Below are 20,805 nucleotides of genomic sequence, written 5' to 3' on the forward strand. Positions count from 1 at the left end.
CCCGCCCGCCGCTCCGCGGAGCGGCTGTGCCTATCGCCCCATGGAGCGACTGCGCTTACCGGTCCGCGGAGCGGAACCGCGGAAACGCCGAGCGTCCGGCGTACACCGCGGCGTCGTCGAGGATCTCCTCGATGCGCAGGAGCTGGTTGTACTTGGCGACGCGCTCGGAGCGGGCCGGGGCGCCGGTCTTGATCTGGCCGCAGTTGGTGGCGACGGCCAGGTCGGCGATGGTGACGTCCTCGGTCTCGCCGGAGCGGTGGGACATCATGCACTTGAAGCCGTTGCGCTGGGCCAGCTCGACGGCGTCCAGCGTCTCGGTCAGGGAGCCGATCTGGTTGACCTTGACCAGCAGGGCGTTGGCGGCGCTCTCCTCGATGCCGCGGGCCAGGCGCTCGGGGTTGGTGACGAACAGGTCGTCACCGACGAGCTGGACCTTGTCGCCCAGGCGCTCGGTGATGGTCTTCCAGCCGTCCCAGTCGTCCTCGAACAGCGGGTCCTCGATGGAGACCAGCGGGTACGCCTCGACCAGCTCGGCGTAGTAGTCGGTCATCTGGGAGGCGGTGCGCTCCTGGCCCTCGAAGACGTACTTTCCGTCCTTGTGGAACTCGGAGGCGGCCACGTCCAGGGCGAGGGCGATGTCCTGACCGGGGGTGTAGCCGGCCTGCTTGATCGCCTCCAGGATGAGGTCGAGCGCCTCGCGGTTGGAGCCGAGGTTCGGGGCGAAGCCGCCCTCGTCGCCCAGGCCGGTGGACAGACCGCGCTCCTTCAGCACCTTCTTGAGGGTGTGGTAGACCTCGGTGCCCCAGCGCAGGGCCTCGGAGAAGGACTCGGCGCCGATCGGCGCGATCATGAACTCCTGGATGTCCACGTTGGAGTCGGCGTGCGAGCCGCCGTTGAGGATGTTCATCATCGGCACCGGCAGCAGATGCGCGTTCGGCCCGCCGAGGTAGCGGAACAGCGGCAGGTCGGACGCCTCGGAGGCGGCGTGGGCGACGGCCAGCGAGACGCCGAGGATGGCGTTGGCGCCGAGGGAGGACTTGTCCGGGGTGGCGTCCAGGTCGAACATCGCCTGGTCGATCAGGCGCTGCTCGGTGGCGTCGTAACCGACCAGCTCCGGGCCGATCTGCTCGATGACGGCGAGGACGGCCTTCTCGACGCCCTTGCCGCCGTAGCGGCCCTTGTCCCCGTCACGCAGCTCCAGGGCCTCGAAGGCGCCCGTGGAGGCGCCGGACGGAACGGCCGCACGGCCGGTGCTGCCGTCGTCGAGGCCGACCTCGACCTCGACCGTGGGGTTGCCTCGCGAGTCGAGGATCTCGCGGGCCACTACGACGTCGATGGACGGCACGAGGGTCTCCTTCGTGTGTGTCGGGCATGTGTGTCGGGTCTCAGTGCCCTGAGCCTATCCGGCCCGCGCACGCCACCTGGCCGACAGCCCGTGCCATACGGCGGAATGGATGGTGAAATCGCAGTTCAGAGGGGGTGGGAGCATTTTGTTTCCAAATTGAATAAACCCGGTGCGGCGCGCCCTCCGCCAGAGGAGGTGACGCACCGCACCGGGGCGGCGCCGCCGGGTGACGGCAGTGGCGCCGGGGCGGGCACAGCAGGGGATCAGACCCGGAGCTGCTGGCCGGGGAGGATCAGGTTGGGGTCGTCGCCGATGACGTCGGCGTTGTCCTGGTAGATCTGCTGCCAGGTGGTGCCGTGGGCGGCGGCGATGGCGCGCAGGGTGTCGCCGGACTCGACCGTGTAGCCGGACTCGGAGACGCCCTGCGACCGGGACCGCTCCTGGGCATGCCCCTGGGACTGCGACTGCCGCTGGGACTGCTCCTGGGACTGCTCCTGGGACTGGGACCGGTTCCGCGGCCCGGAGTGCGTCCGCCCGTCGCCGGAGCGGCCGCCGTCCGGGTCCACATCGGCCGCGGGCCCGCCGGCGGTGAGACCGCCCTTCTCCGCGCAGGCCCAGGCGCGCGGCCCCTGCATGGCCAGCAGTCGCTCGGCCACGGCGATCTGCTGCTCCCTGGTGGCCAGGTCGGCGCGCGGCGCGTACCGGGTGCCGCCGGCGGCCTCCCAGCTCGACTGGGAGAACTGCAGACCGCCGTAGTAGCCGTTGCCGGTGTTGATGGACCAGTCGCCGCCGGACTCGCACTGGGCCACCCGCTCCCAGGTGTCGACGGACGCGGCCGAGGCGCCCGGCGCGCCCGCCACCGGAACGGCGATGGCGGCGCCCGCGGCGCCCGTCAGCGCGGCCGCGCGGACGGCCCTGGCGGTGCGACTGTCGTACCCCTTGCCGGTGAACAGCATGGACGTCCCTTACCTCACCGACGCCTGCGAGGTGAGCTGTCGGGTTCGGGCAGTGAGCAAGCCCGGCCGTCCGGGGCGCGGAGCCCCGGGCGACTTCACCCCAAGCCGCTCCGGACCGTGCGGTCCGGGGCGGCGCCTACCTGGTTCCCCCGCTCCTGCCCTCGGCGCTGACGCGACGACTGCCCACCGGCCGCCGGCAGGATTCGGCGCTGCGGTCGGTGGCACTCGCGGTGCGAGCGAGATGACGGTAAGCACACCGGGGCATACGTCTCAAAGCATGTCAGAAACCGCCGATTCACCCTTTATGACGCCCGCACGGCCGGAACCCGCAGGTCAGGTGAGGAGCGTTAGGCCGGACAGGAACGACACGCCGCAATCGCCCGGGAGGGTCATCCCGCAGGGCCGTCCGCACTCATCCGAGACTGAGTTCCTGTCCCGGCAGAATCAGGTCCGGATCCTCGCCCACGACGTCCTTGTTGCTCTCGTACAGCCCGCTCCAGCCGCCCGGGACGTCCTGCTCCTGTGCGATCGTCACAAGCGAGTCCCCGGGGCGCACCAGATAGCCCTCGTCGCTCCCGCTGACTCCCGGACCGCTCACGGTGCCCGCCAGCGCGGGACGCTCGGCGCGGGCGGAGCGGTCGGCGGTCTCCCCGGACCGCTCGTCCCCGGCGGCCTCCCGGCCCTCCGGCGCCCGGCCCTCCGCGCCCCGCTCCAGCTCCAGTTCGCGCGGGTCGCGCTCACCGCGGTGCTTTCCGGTGCCCTCCTCGGCCCCGGCGCGGGCTTCGTCCCCGGCCTCGCCGTCCTCGGCGCCGTCGCCCTCCGGAGCCCTGCTCTCGTCCTGGGTCCCGTCCTTCGCAGCGCCGTCCTTCGCAGCGCCGTCCTTCGCGCCGCCGCCGGACCCGGATCCGTCCCCGCCACCGGCCGGGGATCCCTCCTCCTCCGCGTCGCCGCCCGGCAGGATGCCGTCCAGGAGGCCCCCGCCCTCTCCGCTGCCGCCGTCCCGCGCGTCCTCCTCCGGCAGGAGGTTGTCCGGGTCGATGGCCGGGGCCTCGCCGGTGGTGTCGTGGCGCAGCCCGGCGTTGACGCCGCAGGAGGGCCAGGCCTCCGGCCCCCGGTCGGCGAGGATCTTCTCGGCCACCGCGATCTGCTGGCTGCGGCTGGCGAGGTCGGGGCGCTCGGCGTACGCCGTACCGTCGTAGCGCTCCCAGATCTCCTGGGTGAGCTGGAGGCCGCCGTAGTAGCCGTTGCCGGTGTCGGCGCTCCACAGGCCGCCGCTCTCGCACTGCGCGACCCGGTCCCAGGTGTCGAGGTCTGCCGCCTGCGCGCCCGCCGCCCCGAGCAGGGGGATGGCGAATCCCGCGCCGGTCACTCCGGCCGTGACGAAGATGGCGGGAGCCTGGCGGGGGCGGCGGTGTCTACCGTTCCCGGAAAGCATGTGTGGGGCCTCTCGTGCGTGGACGGATGACAGGGTTGCGCGGTTGACGGCTGAACGTAGCGTCACCGGGCCGATCATCACAAGTCAATGTCTTGCAGATCACGCACAGATCACATGTATGACTGTGTGTCACCCGCGCACCGGCTCGAACTCCACCGGCAGTTCACGCAGTCCGCGCATGATGAGGCCGCCCCGCCGGCGCAGGTCGGCGGGTTCCGCCGCGAGCCGCAGGCCGGGGAGGCGTCCCAGCAGGGCCGTGAGCGCGATCCGCCCCTCCAGCCGCGCCAGCGGCGCTCCCAGGCAGTAGTGGATGCCGTGGCCGTATCCGAGGTGGGGGTTGTCACCGCGTGTGAGGTCCAGGGCGTCCGGGTCCGCGAACCGCGCCGGGTCGCGGTCGGCGGCGGCCAGCACCACCAGCACCGGGTCGCCCGCGCCGATCCGCTGCCCGCCGACCTCCAGCGGCTCGGTGGCGAACCGCCAGGTCGCCAGCTCCACCGGCCCGTCGTAGCGCAGCAGTTCCTCCACCGCCGTCCGCAGCAGCCCGGTGTCGCCCGCCGCCAGCGCGTCCTGGAGCCGCCGCCGCTGCTCCGGGTGGCGCAGCAGCGCGTAGGTGCCGTTGCCGATGAGGTTGACGGTGGTCTCGAAACCGGCGAACAGCAGGATGAACGCCATCGCCGCGGCCTCGTCCTCCGTCAGGTGCTCGCCGTGGTCGCTCGCCCGGATCAGCCCGGAGATCAGGTCGTCGCCCAGGTCGCCGCGCTTGCGGTGGATCAGCTCGGCCAGGTACGCGCGCATCCGCTTCACCGCCCGGCCCACCCCGCCGCGCGGGCCGCCGCCGTGACGCAGCATCATGCCCGCCCAGTCGCGGAAGTCGTCCTGGTCCTCGGCCGGGACGCCGAGCATGTCGCAGATGGCGTAGATCGGCAGCGGGAACGCGAACTCGTGGATGAGGTCGGCGCTCCCGCGCTCCGCGAAGCCGTCGACGAGCCGGTCGGCCAGCTCCCGCACGCGCGGTTCGAAGGCCGCCACCCGGCGCGGGGTGAACGCCTTGGACACCAGCCGCCGCAGCCGGGTGTGGTCGGGCGGGTCGATGTTGAGCAGGTGCGTCATCAGGTTGGCGCTGCGCTCGCCCGGGATCCCCACCTTGCCCTTGCCGTGCGCGGCCTCGCTGTGGTGGGCGGGGTTCTTGCTCAGCCGCGGGTCGGCCAGCGTCTCGCGCGCGTCCGCGTACCGCGTCACCAGCCACGCCTCCACCCCGCTGGGCAGCACGGTGCGGTGCACGGGCGCGTGCTCGCGCAGCCAGGCGTACGCGGGGTAGGGGTCGGCGGCGAACTCGTGCGAGAACAGCTCGGGCGGGGGCGGGGTGCGGTCGGCGCCGGCGTTCTCGTGGTCCACGCCTCGACGCTAACGCGGCCCGCGCGCGCCCGGCCGAGGGGGTCCGGGCTCCCCCGTCCGCCGGGCCGGACCGGTGGCGGCATGGCGGCCCGGCGGACGGGTACGGCGGAAGAACGGATACGGCGAAACCTCCGAAAGGAGGACACAGTGCCCTCGCACTCCTACCCTCCTCCGCAGGACTGGGGCCACTACGGGGAGCCGGCGCCCGAACCGCCGCCCCCGGAGCCCCCGGCACGGCCCCGCGACGGGATGGGGGTCGCCGCCCTCGTGCTCGGCCTGATCGCCCTGGTGATGTTCTGGACCGCCCTCCTGGGCGTGGTCCTGGGGGTGCTGGCGGTCGTGTTCGGCGTCGTCGGCCACCGCCGCGTCAAGCGGGGCGAGGCGACCAACGGATGGATGGCCGTCACCGGCGCGATCACGGGCTTCATCGGGCTGGCGCTGTCCACCGCCGTCATCGCCGCCGCGGTGGCCTTCCTCAACTCCGACGAGGTCGACGACTTCCGCGACTGCATGCGGAACGCCGACACCTCCTCCGAGAGCCAGGAGTGCGTGGACGACCTGCGCGACCGGTACTGGTGAGAGCGCGCGACCTACGCGGGCCCGCCCACCGCACCGCCGGCCGCATCACCGGGCCCGGCGGCCCTCCCCCGGCAGCGTCAGCGCGACCAGCACCAGACAGCACCCCAGGACCACCGCACCGGTGCGGTAGGCCAGGGCGTAACCGGGGGCGAGGGCGTCCGGGGCCTCGCCGGTGATCCGGGAGGCCGCGACGGTGGAGAGCACCGCCAGGCCCAGGGAGCCGCCCATGGTGCGCGAGGTGTTCACCATCGCCGAGACCACGCCCGCGTCCCGGTGCGGGGCGCCGGAGGTGGCCATGGAGGCCAGCGGGGTGGCCAGCAGCCCGGTGCCGAGCATCGTCGTTATCCCGGGCCCCATCACCGTGGCCGCGTAGCCGCCGTCGGCGGCCATGACCGAGCTGAACCACAGGAAGCCGCACGCCGCCAGCGCCACGCCCGTCAGCGCGGTGTTGCGGGCCCCGATCAGGTGCATCAGCCGGGGCGCGAGCTTGGATCCGGCGACGACGCTGAGCGAGTGCGGCAGGAACCCCAGACCCGCCTGGAGGGGTGTGTAGAGCAGCACGTTCTGCATGTACAGCGACATGAAGTACCAGGAGGAGACCAGCGCCGCGCCGCACACGAACATCGCGGCGTTGGCCGCCGACACCGACGGCAGCCGGAACAGGCGCAGCGGCATCAGCGGCGCCCCGGCCCGGGACTCCACCGCGACGAACAGCCCCAGCAGCGCCAGCCCGCCGAGCAGGGGCACGAGCGTGACCGGCGCCGTCCAGCCGGCCGCCTCCGTCTGCACGATGCCGTACGCCACCGCGCCGAGACCGCCGGTGACCAGCACCGCGCCGGGCACGTCGAGGCGGCGGGCGCCACCGGCCGGATGGTCCGCCGACAGCCGGAGCGCCACCGCGAGCAGCACGAGCACACCGATGGGCACGTTGACCAGCAGCACCCAGCGCCAGGACAGCGCGTCGGTGAGCACACCGCCGACGAACCCGCCCGCCGCGCCGCCTCCCGCGCCCACCGCCGTCCAGGTCCCGATGGCCCGGGCGCGGGCCGGCCCCTCCGGGACGGAGGTGGTCAGCAGGGTCAGGGTGGACGGGGCGAGGACGGCCGCGCCCGTCCCCTGCACGGCCCGCGCGGCCAGCAGCTGCCAGGGCTCCTGCGCGAGGCCGCCGGCGAGACTGGCGGCGGTGAACAGGCCGAGCCCGGCCAGGAACACGCGCTTGCGCCCGAAGAGGTCGCCGGCCCGCCCGCCGAGCAGCATGAAGCCGGCGAAGGTCAGCGTGTAGGTGTTGACCACCCACTGGAGCTGCTCGGCGTCCATCCGCAGCCCGGCGCGCATGGACGGCAGCGCCACGTTGACGACCGAGACGTCGAGGACGACGAGGAACTGGCCCGCGCACGCCGCGAGCACGATCAGCCACGGCGCCCGGGCCGGGCCGGGTGCCGGTGTCGCCTGGGGTTTCTCGGCCTCGGCCGGACGCTTGTCCATGGCACCCATGCTAAGGAGCCGCCACCGGCCGCCCGGCCCCGGCCGCCGGGCGCCCGCCCTCCGGCGGCCCGCCCGCTCCGGCACGCTCACCGCGGCCTGCTCACCGCGGCGACCGGGGCGCGGCGCCGGGGGCCGGCGTGAAGACGGGCTTCGGTGTGGCGACGAGGTCGTCGAACGGTACGCAGTCGCCCGCCAGCCAGATCTCCCCCGGCCCGCACTCCGCCGCCGGGCCGGCCGGAGGAGGCGCGAGGGGCGGCGGGTACGGCAGGGGCGAGGAGGAGCGCGAGGGGAGGGGGGCGACCGGTGTGCCCGGGACGGAGGGCCGCTCCGGCACGTCGTCCCCGGTGAACAGGTTCCAGGTGAACACCACCGTGACCACCACCGCGGCCACCAGCATCCCCGGCTTGCCGTTCAGCCTGCCGGGCTTCCCGGCTCCGGCACCGGCACCGGTGGCGGTGGCGGTGGCGGAACCGGCGGTGGGACCGGCCCCGCCGGGCGGGCGGGCCACCGGGCCGGTGCGGTCCAGCGGGGCCGCGGTGTTGACGCCGCACAGGACGAGACGGGTGCGCAGCAGGGGTACGGCCGCGGGATCGGCCACCGCCGCCCGCGCCAGCTCCACCGCCTCCCGGGCCTCGTCGTCGTAGGCGACCAGGGCGCTGGGCGCCGTCCAGCGCAGGCTCCACCCCGCCCGCCCGGCGCCCGTGAGCCCCTGGCCCACCAGGGTCTCCAGCGCCTGCTCCGGCGCCCCGGGCAGGCCCCACTGGTCCATGCCCCAGCCCGTCTCGTGCAGCGCCTCGGCCAGCTCGGCGCCGCGTCCGGCCTCCAGCAGCCCCAGGACGGCGTCCACGGCGGGCTCCGGCGGGACGTCCGGCCCGAGGAGCCGGGCCAGAGGCTCGCGCAGGTCCTCGACGGCCTGGACCATCTGCGCCTCGGCCGCGGCCTCCAGCCACTCCCGCCACGGCTGCGCAAGCCTGCGCGGCCCCGACGGCGGCAGGAGCGGGCGCAGCAGGGAACCCCACACCCCCTCGGGGAACCGGAGGTACGCGGCGTCCACCGCCCCTCCCGGCTCCGGGGCGGGCGGCGCCTCCGGAGCGCCCTCGTCGCGGGCGAGGGCGGCCAGACGGCGGCTCAGCGGAGGGTGGGAGTCCAGCCGGGAGCGGGGCGGCTCCGGCATCCTGCGCCGCCACTGCTCAAGCGCCTCGGCGTACTCGGGATCGGCCAGCATCTCGGCGAAGGGGCGCAGCGGGTCGTCGGGCGTCAGCCCGCGCCCGGCCATGGGGTCCAGCAGCCGGGCCCGGTAGTCGGCCCAGGCCGCGCCGACGGCGTGGACGGCGGTCAGGGCGGACGCCGTGGCCTCCCGCCCCACGACGGCCGCCGCGGCCGCGTCCGCCTGGAACTCCTGCCGCCGCCGCACGACGAAGGTGACGGCGTCGAACAGCCACGCATACGCCCCCAGCACCCAGCGCTGGTAGCCCGTGTAGGACGCCACCAGGACGTTGCCCCCCGCCGCCTCGGCGATGCCGTCGCGCGCCGTGCGCAGGGCGGCCGAGCCCCGGTGGGCGGTGGCCGCGAACCGGGTGTGCCGGCGCGCGTAGTGGCCCAGCTCGTGGCAGAGGACCGCCCGCAGCTCACCCTCGCTCAGCCCCGCCAGCAGCGGTACGCCGATCTCCATGCGCCGGGCGGCCACTCCCGCGCCGAGACGGGTGTCCTCGCCGACGGAGGCGTTGGCCTCCAGCGTCAGCCGGATCTCGGTCGGCTCGGGCGCGCCGACCGCACGCGCCAGACCGGTGACCGTCTCCCACAGCCGCGGGGCCTGCCGCCGGGTGACCGCCCGGCCCCCGCGGGCGGCCGGTGCGCGGCCGCCGGAGAACATCCCGCGCAGTACCGCCAGCACGGCCGGCAGTCCGAAGGCGATCATGTACAGCGGCGCGGGTGTCGTCATGCGCATGCCGTCGACCAGGAGTGACCACAGCACGACGGCCGACAGGGCCGCGTAGCCCAGCACCAGCGCCCACGACACCGCGTGGAAGCCCCCCACCAGAACGATGGCCAGCGCGGTCCGCGCCAGGATCCCCGGCGTCGTCCGCATCCCCGTCCGCCCCCCTTCCCCGCCCGGCACCGCGGCGCGGCCGCCCTCGCCGTCATCGTTCCCACCGGCGGCGCGGCGCGAGTCGGAAGTGCGCCATCGGCGGCGCGAGCCCCTGGAGCCGTGTTTCCCGGGCAGGGCTCCTGCCACCTGCGCACCCGGCGTCCGGCCCGCACCCGCCCGCGGCGTGTCGCCACCGCGCGGGAATGTCCTGAAACAGCCCCTGCGGGGGACGCCCGGATCACGGGCCGCCACGGCAGCCGGCGTCATGGGTCCCGTGAAGGTCGTCTCCTCCGACGGTTCCCACGTACCCGAGCTCTGTGCGGCAGCGTCGACGGGACGCACATCCCCGGTGCGACGGGTCAGGGTTCAGCCGTGGCCCCGCCATGCGGCGCGGCATGAGCCGCGCATGTCACACCGGCGTGACGGGCCAGCCGGTGGTGATCAGGTACTGGCCGAAGAGATAGCCCGCCATGATCGCGACCTCCTGGCCGGGGAAGGCGTGCCCGGCGGCCTGGAGGCCGATGAGCAGGTCCGAGCCGAGGAAGGCCAGCGCGCCCGTGCCCGCGCGGGCGCCGGTGCCCAGGGCGGTGACGGCCATGGCCGTCAGGGCGAGGCTGTAGCCCGCCACCGGCGCGCGCAGCCGCTTCTCCAGACCCGGGGCGATGGCGGCGTTGGCCGCGGCCCAGCCGGCCAGGCCGGCCGCCGCGATCCAGGGGCGTCGGCGCAGGCCCTTCAGCGCGCCCTGGCGCACGTAGCCGGCCGTGTAGCTGACCTGGGTGCCCAGGAAGGCGGCCATGCCCAGGAGGAAGGCGGGTTCGTACTCGTCGGCGAGGAGGGCGGTGTCACCGGCCGTGGCGCAGGCCAGCCCGGCCAGCAGGGCCTTCGGGGCGGGGACGTCCGCCGTCTCGCGGCGGCGCAGGGCGTGGGCGGCCAGCGCCGGCATCAGCAGCGGCTTGCCGGCGCGGGCGGCGCCGCGCGGGCGGCGGGCGGTGGCCAGCAGGTCGGCCGCCGCGAGCGCGCCGAAGGCGACCAGCGCGCCCCCGCCGTGCCCGTCGGGGCGGGTGAGCCGGGCCGCCGCCCGGCGGGTGCGGCGCGCGCCGCGCTCCAGAGCCGTCGCGAAGATCGTCATGGGGGCACAGTCTGGCGGCCCCGGCGGCGCGCTTCAATGGCCCGGCCGGACCGGATGCGGCCGGGGACGGCCGGGGACGGCCGGATGCGGCCCGGTGCGGCCGGAGGATCAGGTGTGGCCGGGGCCGCCGGAGCCGAAGCCTCCGCTGCTGCCGGGACTCCAGGTGGGGCGCTTGTCGGGGTCGACGGGGTGGGTGTCCTCGTGCTCCTGGAGCTCGTACGGGAACCGGCGCCTGCCGTCGCGGGGCAGCGCCTCGTCGTCCCGGACGCCGTCCTCGTAGACGATCGGCTCGTCCGGGCACTCGGTCGGGGTGGAGACCCCCTCGTCGCCGCGCTTGAGGATGCGCAGCCCGTACACCACGGCCAGGATCAGCAGGCCCGCCACCACGATTCCCGCGATGAGGGGGCCGATGCCGATCGTCAGATCGGAAGCGGCCAGTGGGATGTGATCCGCTGCGTAGATGCCGTTCATGGCCTTCGGGTACCCCCGTGCGGCCCGGTCACTCGGCCCGGGGCGGCTCCTGCCGGTCTCCGGCCCCCGTGCCCTCCGTGCCCGCCCCGAGCGCGCTCTCGGCCGCCCGTATGGCGTCCCGGTAGGTGCGGGCCGCCGCCCGCAGGGCCGTCTCGGGGTCGGTGCCCCGGGCCTCGGCGCGGGCGGCCAGGGCCAGCAGCTCGTAGCCGACGCCCTCGCCGGCCGGGAGGGCGTCGATGCCCGCGCCGCGGGCCCGGCCGGCGAGCTTCGCGGCCAGGGCGAGGGCGGGCTGGCCCAGCGGGATGCCCTCGGTGACCGAATCGCGCCGCTTCTCGACCGCCTTGGTGCGCAGCCAGTGGGCCTTGACCTCCTCGGGCGTCCCGGCGGTCTCGTCACCGAAGACGTGGGGGTGGCGGTGGACCAGCTTCTCCACGATCGTGGCCGCCACGTCGTCGACGGAGAACGGCTCGTCGGGGTCGTCCTGGGCGATGCGGGCGTGGAAGACCACCTGGAGCAGCACGTCGCCCAGCTCCTCGCGCAGGGCCTCGCGGTCGCCCTCCTCGATGGCCTCGACCAGCTCGTACATCTCCTCGACGCCGTACTTGACCAGGTCCTCGCCGGTGCGGGTGCCGCTCCAGGGGCACTCGGCGCGGATGCGGTCCATGACCTGCACCAGGTCCAGCAGGCGGGCGCCGGGCAGGTCGTAGGAGCCGGGCAGCAGTTCCAGCTCGGGCATCGCCTCGCGGCCGGAGCCGGCCATGCGGGCCAGCCCGTCGGTCAGCTCCGGTTCGCCCTCGGCGCCGGCGAGGACCACCACCGTCCGCCCGCCCCCCGCCACCGGGGCGCCGTCGCCGCTCCCGCCCGCCGGAGCGCCGCCGTCCGCGCCCGTGCAGGCGTCCACCAGTTCGCGGGCGGTGGGCCGGGCGATCTCCACCTCGACGCCCGCGTCCCGGACGTACGGGAGCTGCGGGTGGCCGGGATCCGGGCACAGGACGCGGCCGGCCGTGCGCAGCGCCTGCCAGGCGGGCCAGGACAGCAGTCCGGGCGCGACGCGGTGGCTGGTGGTGAGCAGGACGATGCGGCCGGTGGCGGGGGCCGGCGCGGGGCTGGAGAGGTTCACGCCCCGAACGTAACCGATGGGGGCCGGCCCTCGTGCGGGGACCGGTGTGCCGGGGCCGGTACGCCGGGGCCGGTGAGGTGTGCGGCCTCCACAGGGACGCCCAGGCACCGTTCCAGCTCGGCGAGGTTGGCGCGGGTGGTCTCCCACAGCGGCCGCTGCCGCCCCAGGACGTCGGCCACCGCCGCGTCGTGGTCGTCCAGCAGGGCCGCGGCCCGCTCGGCGAGCTTCGCGCCCAGGTCCCGGTCGTGCACGGACAGCCCCCACCCGGGGCGGTCGATGTCGGCCAGGAAGTACGCCAGCTTGGGGTGCGAGATCAGGCTGAGGACCGGGGTGCCGCAGCCGAAGGGGATCATCCCGGCGTGCCCGCGCATCCCGATGACCAGGCGGGTGCGGCGGAAGCGCTCGTAGATCCCGGCGTTGGGCAGGTCGTAGAGCGGTTCGACGGGCAGCGCGATGCCGTGCTCCCGGCGCAGGTCGTGCACGAACCGCTCGTCGGCGGGCGTGTGGGGCGCGTACCGCACCTCCGCGCGCTTGCCCAGCTCGCGCACCGCGGCGGCCATCTCGGCCAGGAAGTGGCCGTAGTCGTGACCGAAGCGCAGGCCCGCGCGGTCGTACGCGCAGTTGATCAGCACGGTGTCGTCGCGCCGCACGGGGTCGGTCCAGCCGGGCGAGAGCCTGCTCAGCACGGTGGTGGGGCACGGCTGATAGCGCACCTTCTCCCGCAGGGAGGGGGGCAGCAGCGCCCGGACGCGTTCGACCGAGCCGTGGTTGCGCAGGCCGAAGAACGCCGACTTCTCCACCAGGGTCCGCAGGCTCTCGGTGAACCGGGTGCGGCGGTACGCCTGGCCGTCGAAGACGTTGTAGCCGACCGCGAGGACCGCCAGCGGCACGGTGATCCGCTCCAGCATCGCGTCGGGGACGTTCCACTGCCAGGCGCTGTTGCCGTTGGGCCAGGTGTCGGGGAGGAACAGCCCGCCGCCGCCGACGACCAGGGCGCGGCGGGCGTTCACGCGCTCCAGGGCCACCTCGTCGAAGAGGCGGTGGACCGGCACCGGCAGCCAGCGGCGCGGTCCGGTGTCGGCGCCGAAGCACAGCCGTACGGCCTCGGGGAGCACCTTGTCGCCCGCGTTCTCCTGGCCGGAGGCGAACAGCGCCACATGCGCGAGCTGCCCGTCGCCGGGGACGTCGGGGGCGGGCTCGCCGGGCAGCAGGGCCAGGCTGCGGCAGGTGCGGTTGACGGGCTCGGCGTCGAGCCCTTCGCGGGCGTACGCGCGGGCCGATTCGTCGTCGCCGCGCAGCCACGCCAGCCGCGCGAGCCGGCTGAACGCCTTCGGCGCGACCGCGGGCGAGGCGGTGGCCAGCAGCAGATGGGTCTCGGCCTCGGCGTGGCGGGACTCGGCCATCAGCGCACTGCCCAGCGTCTCGTGGAAGCGCGGCTGGTCGGCCCGGGGAGTGACCGACAGCAGCACCTCGACGGCCTCGCGGTAGCGGCCCTCCTCGGTGTGGACGAGGGCGAGGGCGCGGGCCAGGTCGACGGTGGCGCCGCGCTCCAGCAGGGGGCGGGCGAGGTGGGTGAGGAGGGCGGGGTGCCTGGGGCCGGGCAGGGAGCAGTAGGCGGTGCGGAAGTCGTCGTCGGCCATCTCGTAGCGGGCGCGGGCGCGCTCGGCGGGGCTGCGTTCCTCCCCGTGTCCGGTACCGGTGTCCTCCGCGCCGCCGAACCGCAGGATCACCGTTTCCTCCGGGACGGGCAGGCCGCCGTGCAGGCGGCGGACGGGGAGGTCGTGGCGGCCGTCGAGGGGCACGACGCATCCGGGTACGCCGTCACCGGCCAGCCGGGCGCGGGTGGAGTCGGCGAGCCACTCCCGCTGGAGGACCAGCAGGCCCTCGTCCGCCTGTACGCGGGGTTCGCCGGAGGGCAGGGGGAGCTGCAAGGCCGCGCCCACGCCGTGGCGCAGCCGCAGCAGGGGGCCGATGTCACCCAGCACCACCATGTCGGGGCCCAGCACGATCACGGTGTCGTACTCGTGCGCCCGCAGGGCCTCCCACCGTCCGAGCCGTGTCCTGCGGGCGGTGATCCGGGGGTGCAGGCGCCGGGCGGCGTCCAGGGCGGATTCGGGCAGTCCGGGGTGGAGGAGGAGGAAGTCCTCGCAGACGCGGGGGTTGGTCAGCGCCAGGCTGCGCAGCAGGGTCAGCAGGCCGGGGAGGGTGTCCTCGTCGGCGTGGCAGGCGAAGGCGATGCGGCGCCTGCCGGTCAGGGCGGCGGTGTCGGTGGCGGTGGCGGTGGCGGTGGCGGCGGTTGGGGAGGCGGTGGCGGTGTTGGTGGCGGCGGTGGCGGCGGTGGGGGAGGCGGTCATCGCAGGGAGATCCTCGTCCGTGTGCTGTCCTCGGCCCGGGCCTCGGCCCAGGCACGTTCGGCGGGGCGCAGCCGGCCGGGGCCCGGCAGGTCGAAGCCGATCAGGTCCACGACCGGGCAGACCCCCAGGAAATCCAGCAGCCGCAGCATCGTGAAGGCGGTGGTCGGGCCGGGGTCCGCGGCGCTCTCGCCGATCAGCGCCGGATCGGTCACCGGGTGGCGGAGCGAGGCGTCGCCGACGCGGCGCTGCGCACCGGGGACCAGCCGCCGTACCGCGTGCAGCCACTCGTCGGCCGGATCGCCGAACACCAGCCGGATTCCGACCCGGTGGTCCAGGCGCGCGGTGGTGCGGTGGGAGAGGGCGTGGATGTCGGTGCGCTCCCCCGCGCCGGGGACGTCCGGTGGGAAGGCGTCGCAGCGGACGACGAGGTCGTAGGCGTCGATCCCGGCGTCCGGCACATGGTCGGCGAGCCGCGGGGCGTTCGACACCAGGCACACCGTCCGGCCCGCCACGGCGTTGCGCAGGTCGCCGACCGCGAGCGGCTCCCCGTCGTCCCCGCCCCCGTCCCTGCCACCGAGGAGGGGGTCGGACATCCGGCCCCGCCCGTCCAGCCGGCAGTACGCGGCGTACAGCGCGGCGAGATCCCGTACGGCGGGGTCGGCCGCGCCGCGCTCGCGCAGGCGGTGGTCCATGTAGGCGGTGAAGGCGGCGCGGACCTCGGACGCCGGCAGGCCGTCTCCGGCCGCCTCGGCGAAGGCGCGGACCTCGGGACAGTCGTCGGCGGGGAACAGCCGCAGGGCCCCGGCAAGGCATTCCCGCCGTTCGGCGAGCGCGGCCAGGCGGGCGGCGGCGGCACGGGTGCCCGGGCCGGGCCCGGACAGGGCCAGGTGGCGCTCGTACGCCTCGGCGGCGACGGCGCCGCGCCCGAGTCCCTCCAGGGCGCGGGCACGCAGCAGCCAGGCCGCCCTGGAGTTGCGGCGGACGGTCAGGGCGGTGTCGGCCAGGAGGAGAGCGAGCCGGAGGTCGCGGGCGTCCGCCGCGGCGCGCCCGGTCTTCTCCCCCGCCGCGTCGAGAGCCGCGCCACCGGCGCGCAGCAGGGTGTCGAAGGACTCCTTGTCCACGGCCGGGCCGGAGGAGCGCCCGGCGGCCACGCCCCGGACGGTGTGCGCGGCGATCAGGGCGCCGAGCGCGGCGATCAGGCGGTTGCGCCCCGCGTCCGGCTCTCCGCCCGGCCCGGTGAGTTCGGCGAGCCGGTCCGCGCAGGCGCGGACGCATCCGGTGAGCGCGGTGCGCGCCTCGGCCTCGCGCGCGGCACCCGGCCGCAGGCGCGGAATCCCCGGCCACGCCCGTGGCACGGCCCCGGGCCTCTTCGTCCTCATGTCTCTCCACTGTTCGGCGGTGGGAGGCCGAACAGTGCCCGACCGCCGCACGGCGTGTGTGACGCCGCGCGGGCTTCCGGGTGAACAGTGGCGGAACCGTCGGCGAGGACCGGCGGGCCGGGCCGGGGACCGGCCGTCAGGCGGGCTGCTGCGGCTCGGGGCTGGAGACGTTCCTGATCCACGGCTCCTCGGCGTCGGTCAGGGTGATCTGCTTGTCGTCCCAGGCGCCGAAGCGCGGGTTGACGGTCACGTCCAGCTTCTCGGAGGCCTTGGTCAGCGCCTGCGTGATCTCCTGCTGGCCCTGCGGCGTCCGGAGGTTCACGCCCAGCTTCCCGGCCAGTTTCTGGACCAGCAGCTGGGAGCGCACCGCCTGGTCGATCTCGTCGGGCGCCACGGCCCGCTGCTGGAGCATCATCGCCTCCAGCTGCTCGGGGCCGCCCACGTTGCGCTCGGCCTCCTCGCGCGCCCGCTGGACCTCGCCGCGGTTCACCGTCACCCCGGCGTCTTCGGCGGCCTGCTCCAGCACCCGCCCGAAGACCAGGGAGCCGACCGTGCCGCGGGTGAGCTGCTCGGTGTTCCGGATCAGCTCGGCGCTGCGGTCCGACTCGCCCTGCGCGGCCCGCACGGCCCGCACCTGCGACTGCACCTGCTCCATGGTGATCCGCTCACCGCCGACGACGGCCGCCGCACCCGGGTGGGCATCGCTGCCGCACGCGGTCAGCAGCGGCGCCGCGACGAGCACCGCCGCCGCGGCTGAGAGGGAGAGCGAGGTCCTGCGGCGGAACATTGAGCCTCCTGAGTGCGGCTGTGGAACGGATGGTGTGGACGGTGCTGGGGAACACCTGTGCAATGCCGTCCCGGCGATGATCGATGCTAGGCAGTCGGCGTGACTCCCACCACCGTTTCGGCACTGTTTCGGCAAACGAGCCCATGGCCGGGGGGATACGCCGCCCGCTGCGGAGCCCGCTGCGGAGCCGGAGTGCGGGACGGGGCGCGGGACGGGGCGCGGCTCGGTCAGTGTTCGCCGGTCGTTACCGTTCCGTACACCCGGGTGCCCGAGAGTGGCCTCCGTGTCCAACGAAACAGCCGTGCAGTCCCCGGAGCGCGGCCCCGACGCCGGCGCGGGCTCCGGGCAGAGCGACTCCGCGCGGGGAGCGGCCCTCCCCGGGGTTCCGGCGCCCGCCGTCCACTCGTCCTCCCCCGCCCCCGGGTCCGCCCCCGGGTCCGTGCCCGCGTCGCGCGAGCACCGGCACGACATCGACCTGATGCGGCTGATCTGCTCGGTCGCGGTGATGCTGGGCCACGTCGGCGGGGTGTTCATCGCCGCGGTCGACCGGCAGGAGGCGAACGGGCCCGGCGCCTACTGGACCGGGCACGTCGTGGAGGCGCTCAACCCGTTCGCGGTGCCGATGTACTTCGCCATCGCGGGATGGGCGGTGCTGGTCGGCGCGCCGCCGCGCGACAGCCGGCGCATGTGGCGGCGGATCGTGCGCAACTCGGTGCCGCTGTTCGTCTGGACGGCCCTCTACCTGCTGTGGGGCCGGGCGTGGGGCACCAACGACGGGCCGGTGTCGCGGCTGGCGGTGGAGGCCCTGTTCGGGTCGGTGCGGCCCGCGTACCACCTGTGGTTCATGTACGCCTACATCCCGCTGATCGCCGCCCTGGCCTTCGTGGTGCTCGTGCGGGCCGGGAAGCGGCCGTGGGGCCTGGGCGCGGTGCTGCTGGTGCTCGCGTCGGCGCCCTCCCTGATGGGCGACCTGGAGCGGTGGACCGGATGGGACCTGCCGCGCTTCGGCTGGGGCTTCGGCGTCTACCAGGTGGCGTATGCGCTGGGCGGCGCGATGCTGTTCGCCCTGCCGGCCGGGGCCCTGGGCCGCCTGGCGGGCCGCCGGTGGGTGTGGGCGGTGCCGATGGCGCTGACGGCGGCCGGGGTGCTCTGGTACCACACGCGGGTCCACTACGTGATCCCCAACGCACACCTTCTGGTCGCCGTGATGACCGGCTGCGTGCTGCTCATGGTCACCCGGGTGCGGGTGCCGGACCGGTGGGTCCCGTCGCTGTCGAAGCTGGCGGGGGCGTCGCTGGGCGCCTACATGGTGCATGTGATGGTGATCTCGGCGATCGTGGAGCCGCTGGTCTCCGCGGACGTGCCGGGGGCGGTGGCCGGGCCGCTGTTCGTGGTGCTGCTGGCCGCCACGGTCGTGGTGTCGTTCGGCGCGAGCCTGCTGTGGGGGCGGCTGGGGCTGCGCAGGTATCTGGGTTAGCCGTGCCGGCCGACCCGGCCCGTGCCGGAGCCCACCGGGGCTCGGGCACGGGCCGGGTCGGCCCGGTCCGCCTACTTCCCGCGGGCGCGGGCGGCCGCCGCCCGCCTGACCCGGCGCGCGGCGCGCAGCGCGTGGTCACTGCCCGGCAGACGGCGCACCAGACCGGGCGTGAGTCCCCCGGGCAGGCCGAGCGCGGTCAGCCGGCGCCGCTTGAAGTAGCGGACCGTGGTGTCGTCCAGGTGGGCCGTCAGCCACGCCTCGGCCTCGGCCCGCAGGGCGGGATAGCGCTCGGCCTGCATGCAGTACCCGACGGCCCGCACCAGCGGCTCGGCCCGCCGTACCGCCTCCGCGGACTCGGTGACCACCTCGCCGCGCGGGCCCTCCCCCTCGCCCGGGGCCTCCAGATCGGGCACGAGGGCGTCGACGAGGGTCAGCGGGACGCGGTTGCTGTTCTGGTACGGCGTCAGCCGGTCCAGCAGCGGTCCGGTGCCCACCCGGGCGACGGGCACGCCGTACAGGGCGGAGGCCGTGAGCAGCGCGGTGGAGAAACAGCCCACGACCAGCTCGGGGCGGCACCGCCGGAAGACGGTCTCGGCCAGCATCGGCCGCCTCGGCACCACCAGCCGCACACCGGTGTCGGCGGCGGCCTTGTCCAGCACCCTGGAGTAGCGGGCGGGCGCGGTGGGGTGGGGCTTGAAGAGGACCGTGCGGTGCCCGGCCGCGGCGGCGCCGCGCAGCATCCGCTCGTGCAGCGCCTCCTCCTCGTCCGCGGTGAGGATGCCCAGCGCCGCCAGGTACTGGCCCAGCAGTACGGCGGTGGGCATGCCCTCGCCGTCCGGGTCGAGTTCGGCGTCCAGGCCGTCGTCCCCGGCGGCGTCGTCGAGTTCGTCCAGGACCGAGCGGAAGACCTCGTTCGGCACCAGTTCGGACGGCACCCCGTACTCGGTCAGCAGCAGCGGCGTCAGGCCGGGCACCAGATCGAGGTGGAGCAGCCGCTGGATGCGGCAGGCCAGGGTCTGCGGCAGCTTCTCGCGGGTGGGGCCGTAGCTCATCAGTCCGTCGGCGTAGACGTGGACGGAGGCGCTCGCGAAGATCGCGGCCAGCGCCTTCGCCGGACTGACGTGCACGGACTCCACGACGAGGTCGACCGGCCCGTCGCCCAGGTCCCAGCTCGCGCGGAACATCCGCTCCCACAGCGGGCAGTCGTTGCCCGCCGGGCTCCAGGTGCTGGGGTGGTGGGGGCGGATGGCGTCGTTCCAGTCGACCACCCGGTCGAAGCGGGCGGCCAGCCGGTGCCAGCCGCGCATGCCGTCCAGCCGGGAGGCGGTCTCGGGCACCTCCGCGTTGTTGGAGACCAGCAGGACCCGCAGCGTCCGGTGCCACGGTCCGAACAGGCCCGCGTCCAGGGCGGCGGCGAGCGTGGCGGCGCCGTAGAGGGTGGAGACCTCGAAGATCTGGACCCGGGTGTGCGCGCCGGCGCCGCTTCCGGTCCCGCCGCCGGTGGTGGTGTTGGTGGTGGTGCGCATGATGCCTGTGGTGTCCGTGGTGCCCGTGGTGCCCGTGGTGCCCGTGGTGCCCGTGGTGTCAGCCATCTCAGGCCGCCTTCCGTGCCGTGCCGCCCAGCAGCCGCCGCAGCGTTCTGGCGCGCTCGTGGTCCATCGACGTCAGGGTCCGTTCCAGCACCTCGCGCGGCATCCGGCGCAGCGCCGCCGCCGACTCGTGCTTCAGCCGCCGCGCGGCGGCGGGCTCGTAGCGGTGGGCGTTCGCCGCGTGGAAGGCGATCATGGCGCAGTAGGTCCGCACGATCTTGGGCAGGAAGCGCTCGGCCTCGCGGTCGGCGGCGACCTCGGCCAGGATCAGGTCGTGGGCCGGGATGAAGTCCAGCTGCCGGGCGTCGCGGATCTGGGTCAGCGAGGTGGTGACCCCGCGCCGGTAGAACACGCCGAGCAGGCCGGCCGTCGCGAACGTCTTCGCCCGCAGGTGGAGCTGCCATATGAAGACGCGGTCCTCGGCGGTGCGCAGATGGGTGGTGAACCGCATGCCCAGGCCGTCGCCGCCGGTCTCGAACAGGCCGCGCCGGTAGATCCCGGCCCAGACGAAGGGGTAGTCCACCATCGTCTCCATCTCGGCGGGCGCGATGGCGTCCCGGGTGCTCAGCACCGCGTCCCGCCGCCGCGCCGGGGCCCGCTTGACGGTGCGGTCGCGCCCGGTGGACTGCACATGGTCGGTGCGCACGAAGTCGCAGTCCAGCTCCTCGACGGTGCGGAGCAGGTCCCGCAGATAGCCGGGCGCGTACCAGTCGTCGCCGTCGAGGAAGGTCAGGTACTCGCCCTCGGCTGCCTCGATGCCGGTGTTGCGGGCCTGGGCGATTCCCCGGTTCTCCTCGTGCCGCACCAGCCGGGCGCGCGGCAGATCGTTCACGGCCCGGTCGAGGATCTCCGCGGTGGCGTCCGTGGAGCAGTCGTCGACCAGGACGAACTCCGTACCCGGCCGCGCGTTGGCCGCGAGACTGCGCAGGGTGTCCTGCGCGTACTCCTGGACGTTGTGGAAGGGGACGATCACTGAGAGCTTCGGCACGTGGTTTCCAGACGCTGCGGACAGGGCGGCGGGCCGGACGCCCGCGGTCCACGGCCGCCGACCCCTCGGGCGGAGGCTAGTCACGCTCCGGTCACGCCGGGTGCCGCCGAGGGGACACCCGGGTGAACTCTGAACGTACGTCCGGTGGATGGCCTCCCGGCGGGCCGCCCGGTGGGACGCCCGGCAGGCGGTCCGGCGGGCACGGCCGGCGGGCACGGCCGGACCGG

At 75.1% G+C, this 20,805-nt stretch carries 16 protein-coding genes and 1 riboswitch; of the genes, 2 read left to right on the forward strand and 14 right to left on the reverse strand.

The window, feature by feature from the left end; genetic code table 11:
• Positions 1-55: 55 nt before the first annotated feature.
• From eno to CUT83_RS28310, 4 genes are all read right to left on the reverse strand, one after another.
• Entirely contained in the window at positions 56-1,345 is a 1,290-nt protein-coding gene (eno, locus tag CUT83_RS28295; protein WP_101258653.1) for a phosphopyruvate hydratase, read from the reverse strand.
• A gap of 263 nt (positions 1,346-1,608) precedes the next feature.
• The gene (locus CUT83_RS28300; RefSeq protein WP_101258654.1) at positions 1,609-2,301 is read right to left on the reverse strand and encodes a LysM peptidoglycan-binding domain-containing protein; all 693 of its coding nucleotides are present in this window, start codon (positions 2,299-2,301) and stop codon (positions 1,609-1,611) included.
• Positions 2,302-2,307: 6 nt separating this feature from the next.
• Positions 2,308-2,478, reverse strand: a riboswitch (cyclic di-AMP (ydaO/yuaA leader).
• A gap of 235 nt (positions 2,479-2,713) precedes the next feature.
• Positions 2,714-3,670 (reverse strand): transglycosylase family protein, encoded by a 957-nt coding sequence (locus CUT83_RS31470; RefSeq protein WP_277347753.1) that lies wholly within the window; start codon positions 3,668-3,670, stop codon positions 2,714-2,716.
• A 195-nt stretch (positions 3,671-3,865) separates the two neighbouring features.
• Positions 3,866-5,131 carry a cytochrome P450 family protein gene (locus tag CUT83_RS28310; protein WP_101258656.1) on the reverse strand — a complete coding sequence of 422 codons (1,266 nt, stop codon included), beginning with the start codon at positions 5,129-5,131 and terminating at the stop codon, positions 3,866-3,868.
• 147 nt (positions 5,132-5,278) lie between these two features.
• Between CUT83_RS28310 and CUT83_RS28315 the strand changes: the two genes are divergently transcribed.
• Entirely contained in the window at positions 5,279-5,710 is a 432-nt protein-coding gene (locus tag CUT83_RS28315; RefSeq protein WP_194074734.1) for a DUF4190 domain-containing protein, read from the forward strand.
• A 45-nt stretch (positions 5,711-5,755) separates the two neighbouring features.
• On the opposite strand, the gene CUT83_RS28320 is transcribed toward CUT83_RS28315, so the two are convergent.
• The 8 genes from CUT83_RS28320 to CUT83_RS28355 all read right to left on the reverse strand — a co-directional run bounded on the left by CUT83_RS28320 (position 5,756) and on the right by CUT83_RS28355 (position 16,524).
• Positions 5,756-7,204, reverse strand: coding sequence for an MFS transporter (locus CUT83_RS28320; RefSeq protein WP_420882504.1), 1,449 nt, complete (start codon positions 7,202-7,204; stop codon positions 5,756-5,758).
• Positions 7,205-7,295: 91 nt separating this feature from the next.
• A complete protein-coding gene (locus CUT83_RS28325) occupies positions 7,296-9,284 on the reverse strand; it encodes a M48 family metallopeptidase (RefSeq protein WP_143688641.1) in 1,989 nt (662 codons plus the stop codon).
• Positions 9,285-9,693: 409 nt separating this feature from the next.
• The gene (locus CUT83_RS28330) at positions 9,694-10,413 is read right to left on the reverse strand and encodes a lysoplasmalogenase (RefSeq protein ID WP_101258658.1); all 720 of its coding nucleotides are present in this window, start codon (positions 10,411-10,413) and stop codon (positions 9,694-9,696) included.
• A 108-nt stretch (positions 10,414-10,521) separates the two neighbouring features.
• The gene (locus tag CUT83_RS28335) at positions 10,522-10,884 is read right to left on the reverse strand and encodes a DUF6479 family protein (RefSeq protein ID WP_101258659.1); all 363 of its coding nucleotides are present in this window, start codon (positions 10,882-10,884) and stop codon (positions 10,522-10,524) included.
• 28 nt (positions 10,885-10,912) lie between these two features.
• Positions 10,913-12,004, reverse strand: coding sequence for a nucleoside triphosphate pyrophosphohydrolase (locus tag CUT83_RS28340; RefSeq protein ID WP_101258660.1), 1,092 nt, complete (start codon positions 12,002-12,004; stop codon positions 10,913-10,915).
• Complete coding sequence (locus tag CUT83_RS28345; RefSeq protein ID WP_101258661.1) at positions 12,001-14,358, reverse strand: polysaccharide pyruvyl transferase family protein; 2,358 nt, start codon at positions 14,356-14,358, stop codon at positions 12,001-12,003. The genes CUT83_RS28340 and CUT83_RS28345 overlap by 4 nt, the downstream gene beginning before the upstream one ends.
• Positions 14,355-15,737: a hypothetical protein gene (locus CUT83_RS28350; RefSeq protein WP_240958468.1), complete on the reverse strand. Its 1,383-nt coding sequence runs from the start codon at positions 15,735-15,737 to the stop codon at positions 14,355-14,357. Before CUT83_RS28350 ends, CUT83_RS28345 begins: the two co-directional genes overlap by 4 nt.
• Positions 15,738-15,873: 136 nt before the next feature.
• The gene (locus CUT83_RS28355) at positions 15,874-16,524 is read right to left on the reverse strand and encodes a SurA N-terminal domain-containing protein (RefSeq protein WP_101258662.1); all 651 of its coding nucleotides are present in this window, start codon (positions 16,522-16,524) and stop codon (positions 15,874-15,876) included.
• A 439-nt stretch (positions 16,525-16,963) separates the two neighbouring features.
• Here CUT83_RS28355 and CUT83_RS28360 point away from each other — a divergent pair, with 439 nt between their 5' ends.
• Complete coding sequence (locus CUT83_RS28360; RefSeq protein WP_240958490.1) at positions 16,964-18,001, forward strand: acyltransferase; 1,038 nt, start codon at positions 16,964-16,966, stop codon at positions 17,999-18,001.
• Between the two features lie 71 nt (positions 18,002-18,072).
• On the opposite strand, the gene CUT83_RS28365 is transcribed toward CUT83_RS28360, so the two are convergent.
• Positions 18,073-19,593: a polysialyltransferase family glycosyltransferase gene (locus CUT83_RS28365; RefSeq protein ID WP_240958466.1), complete on the reverse strand. Its 1,521-nt coding sequence runs from the start codon at positions 19,591-19,593 to the stop codon at positions 18,073-18,075.
• Between the two features lies 1 nt (position 19,594).
• The gene (locus CUT83_RS28370; RefSeq protein WP_093846548.1) at positions 19,595-20,578 is read right to left on the reverse strand and encodes a glycosyltransferase family 2 protein; all 984 of its coding nucleotides are present in this window, start codon (positions 20,576-20,578) and stop codon (positions 19,595-19,597) included.
• Positions 20,579-20,805 lie beyond the last annotated feature (227 nt).

The organism is Streptomyces barkulensis, assembly GCF_002843305.1.
Classification (GTDB): domain Bacteria; phylum Actinomycetota; class Actinomycetes; order Streptomycetales; family Streptomycetaceae; genus Streptomyces; species Streptomyces barkulensis.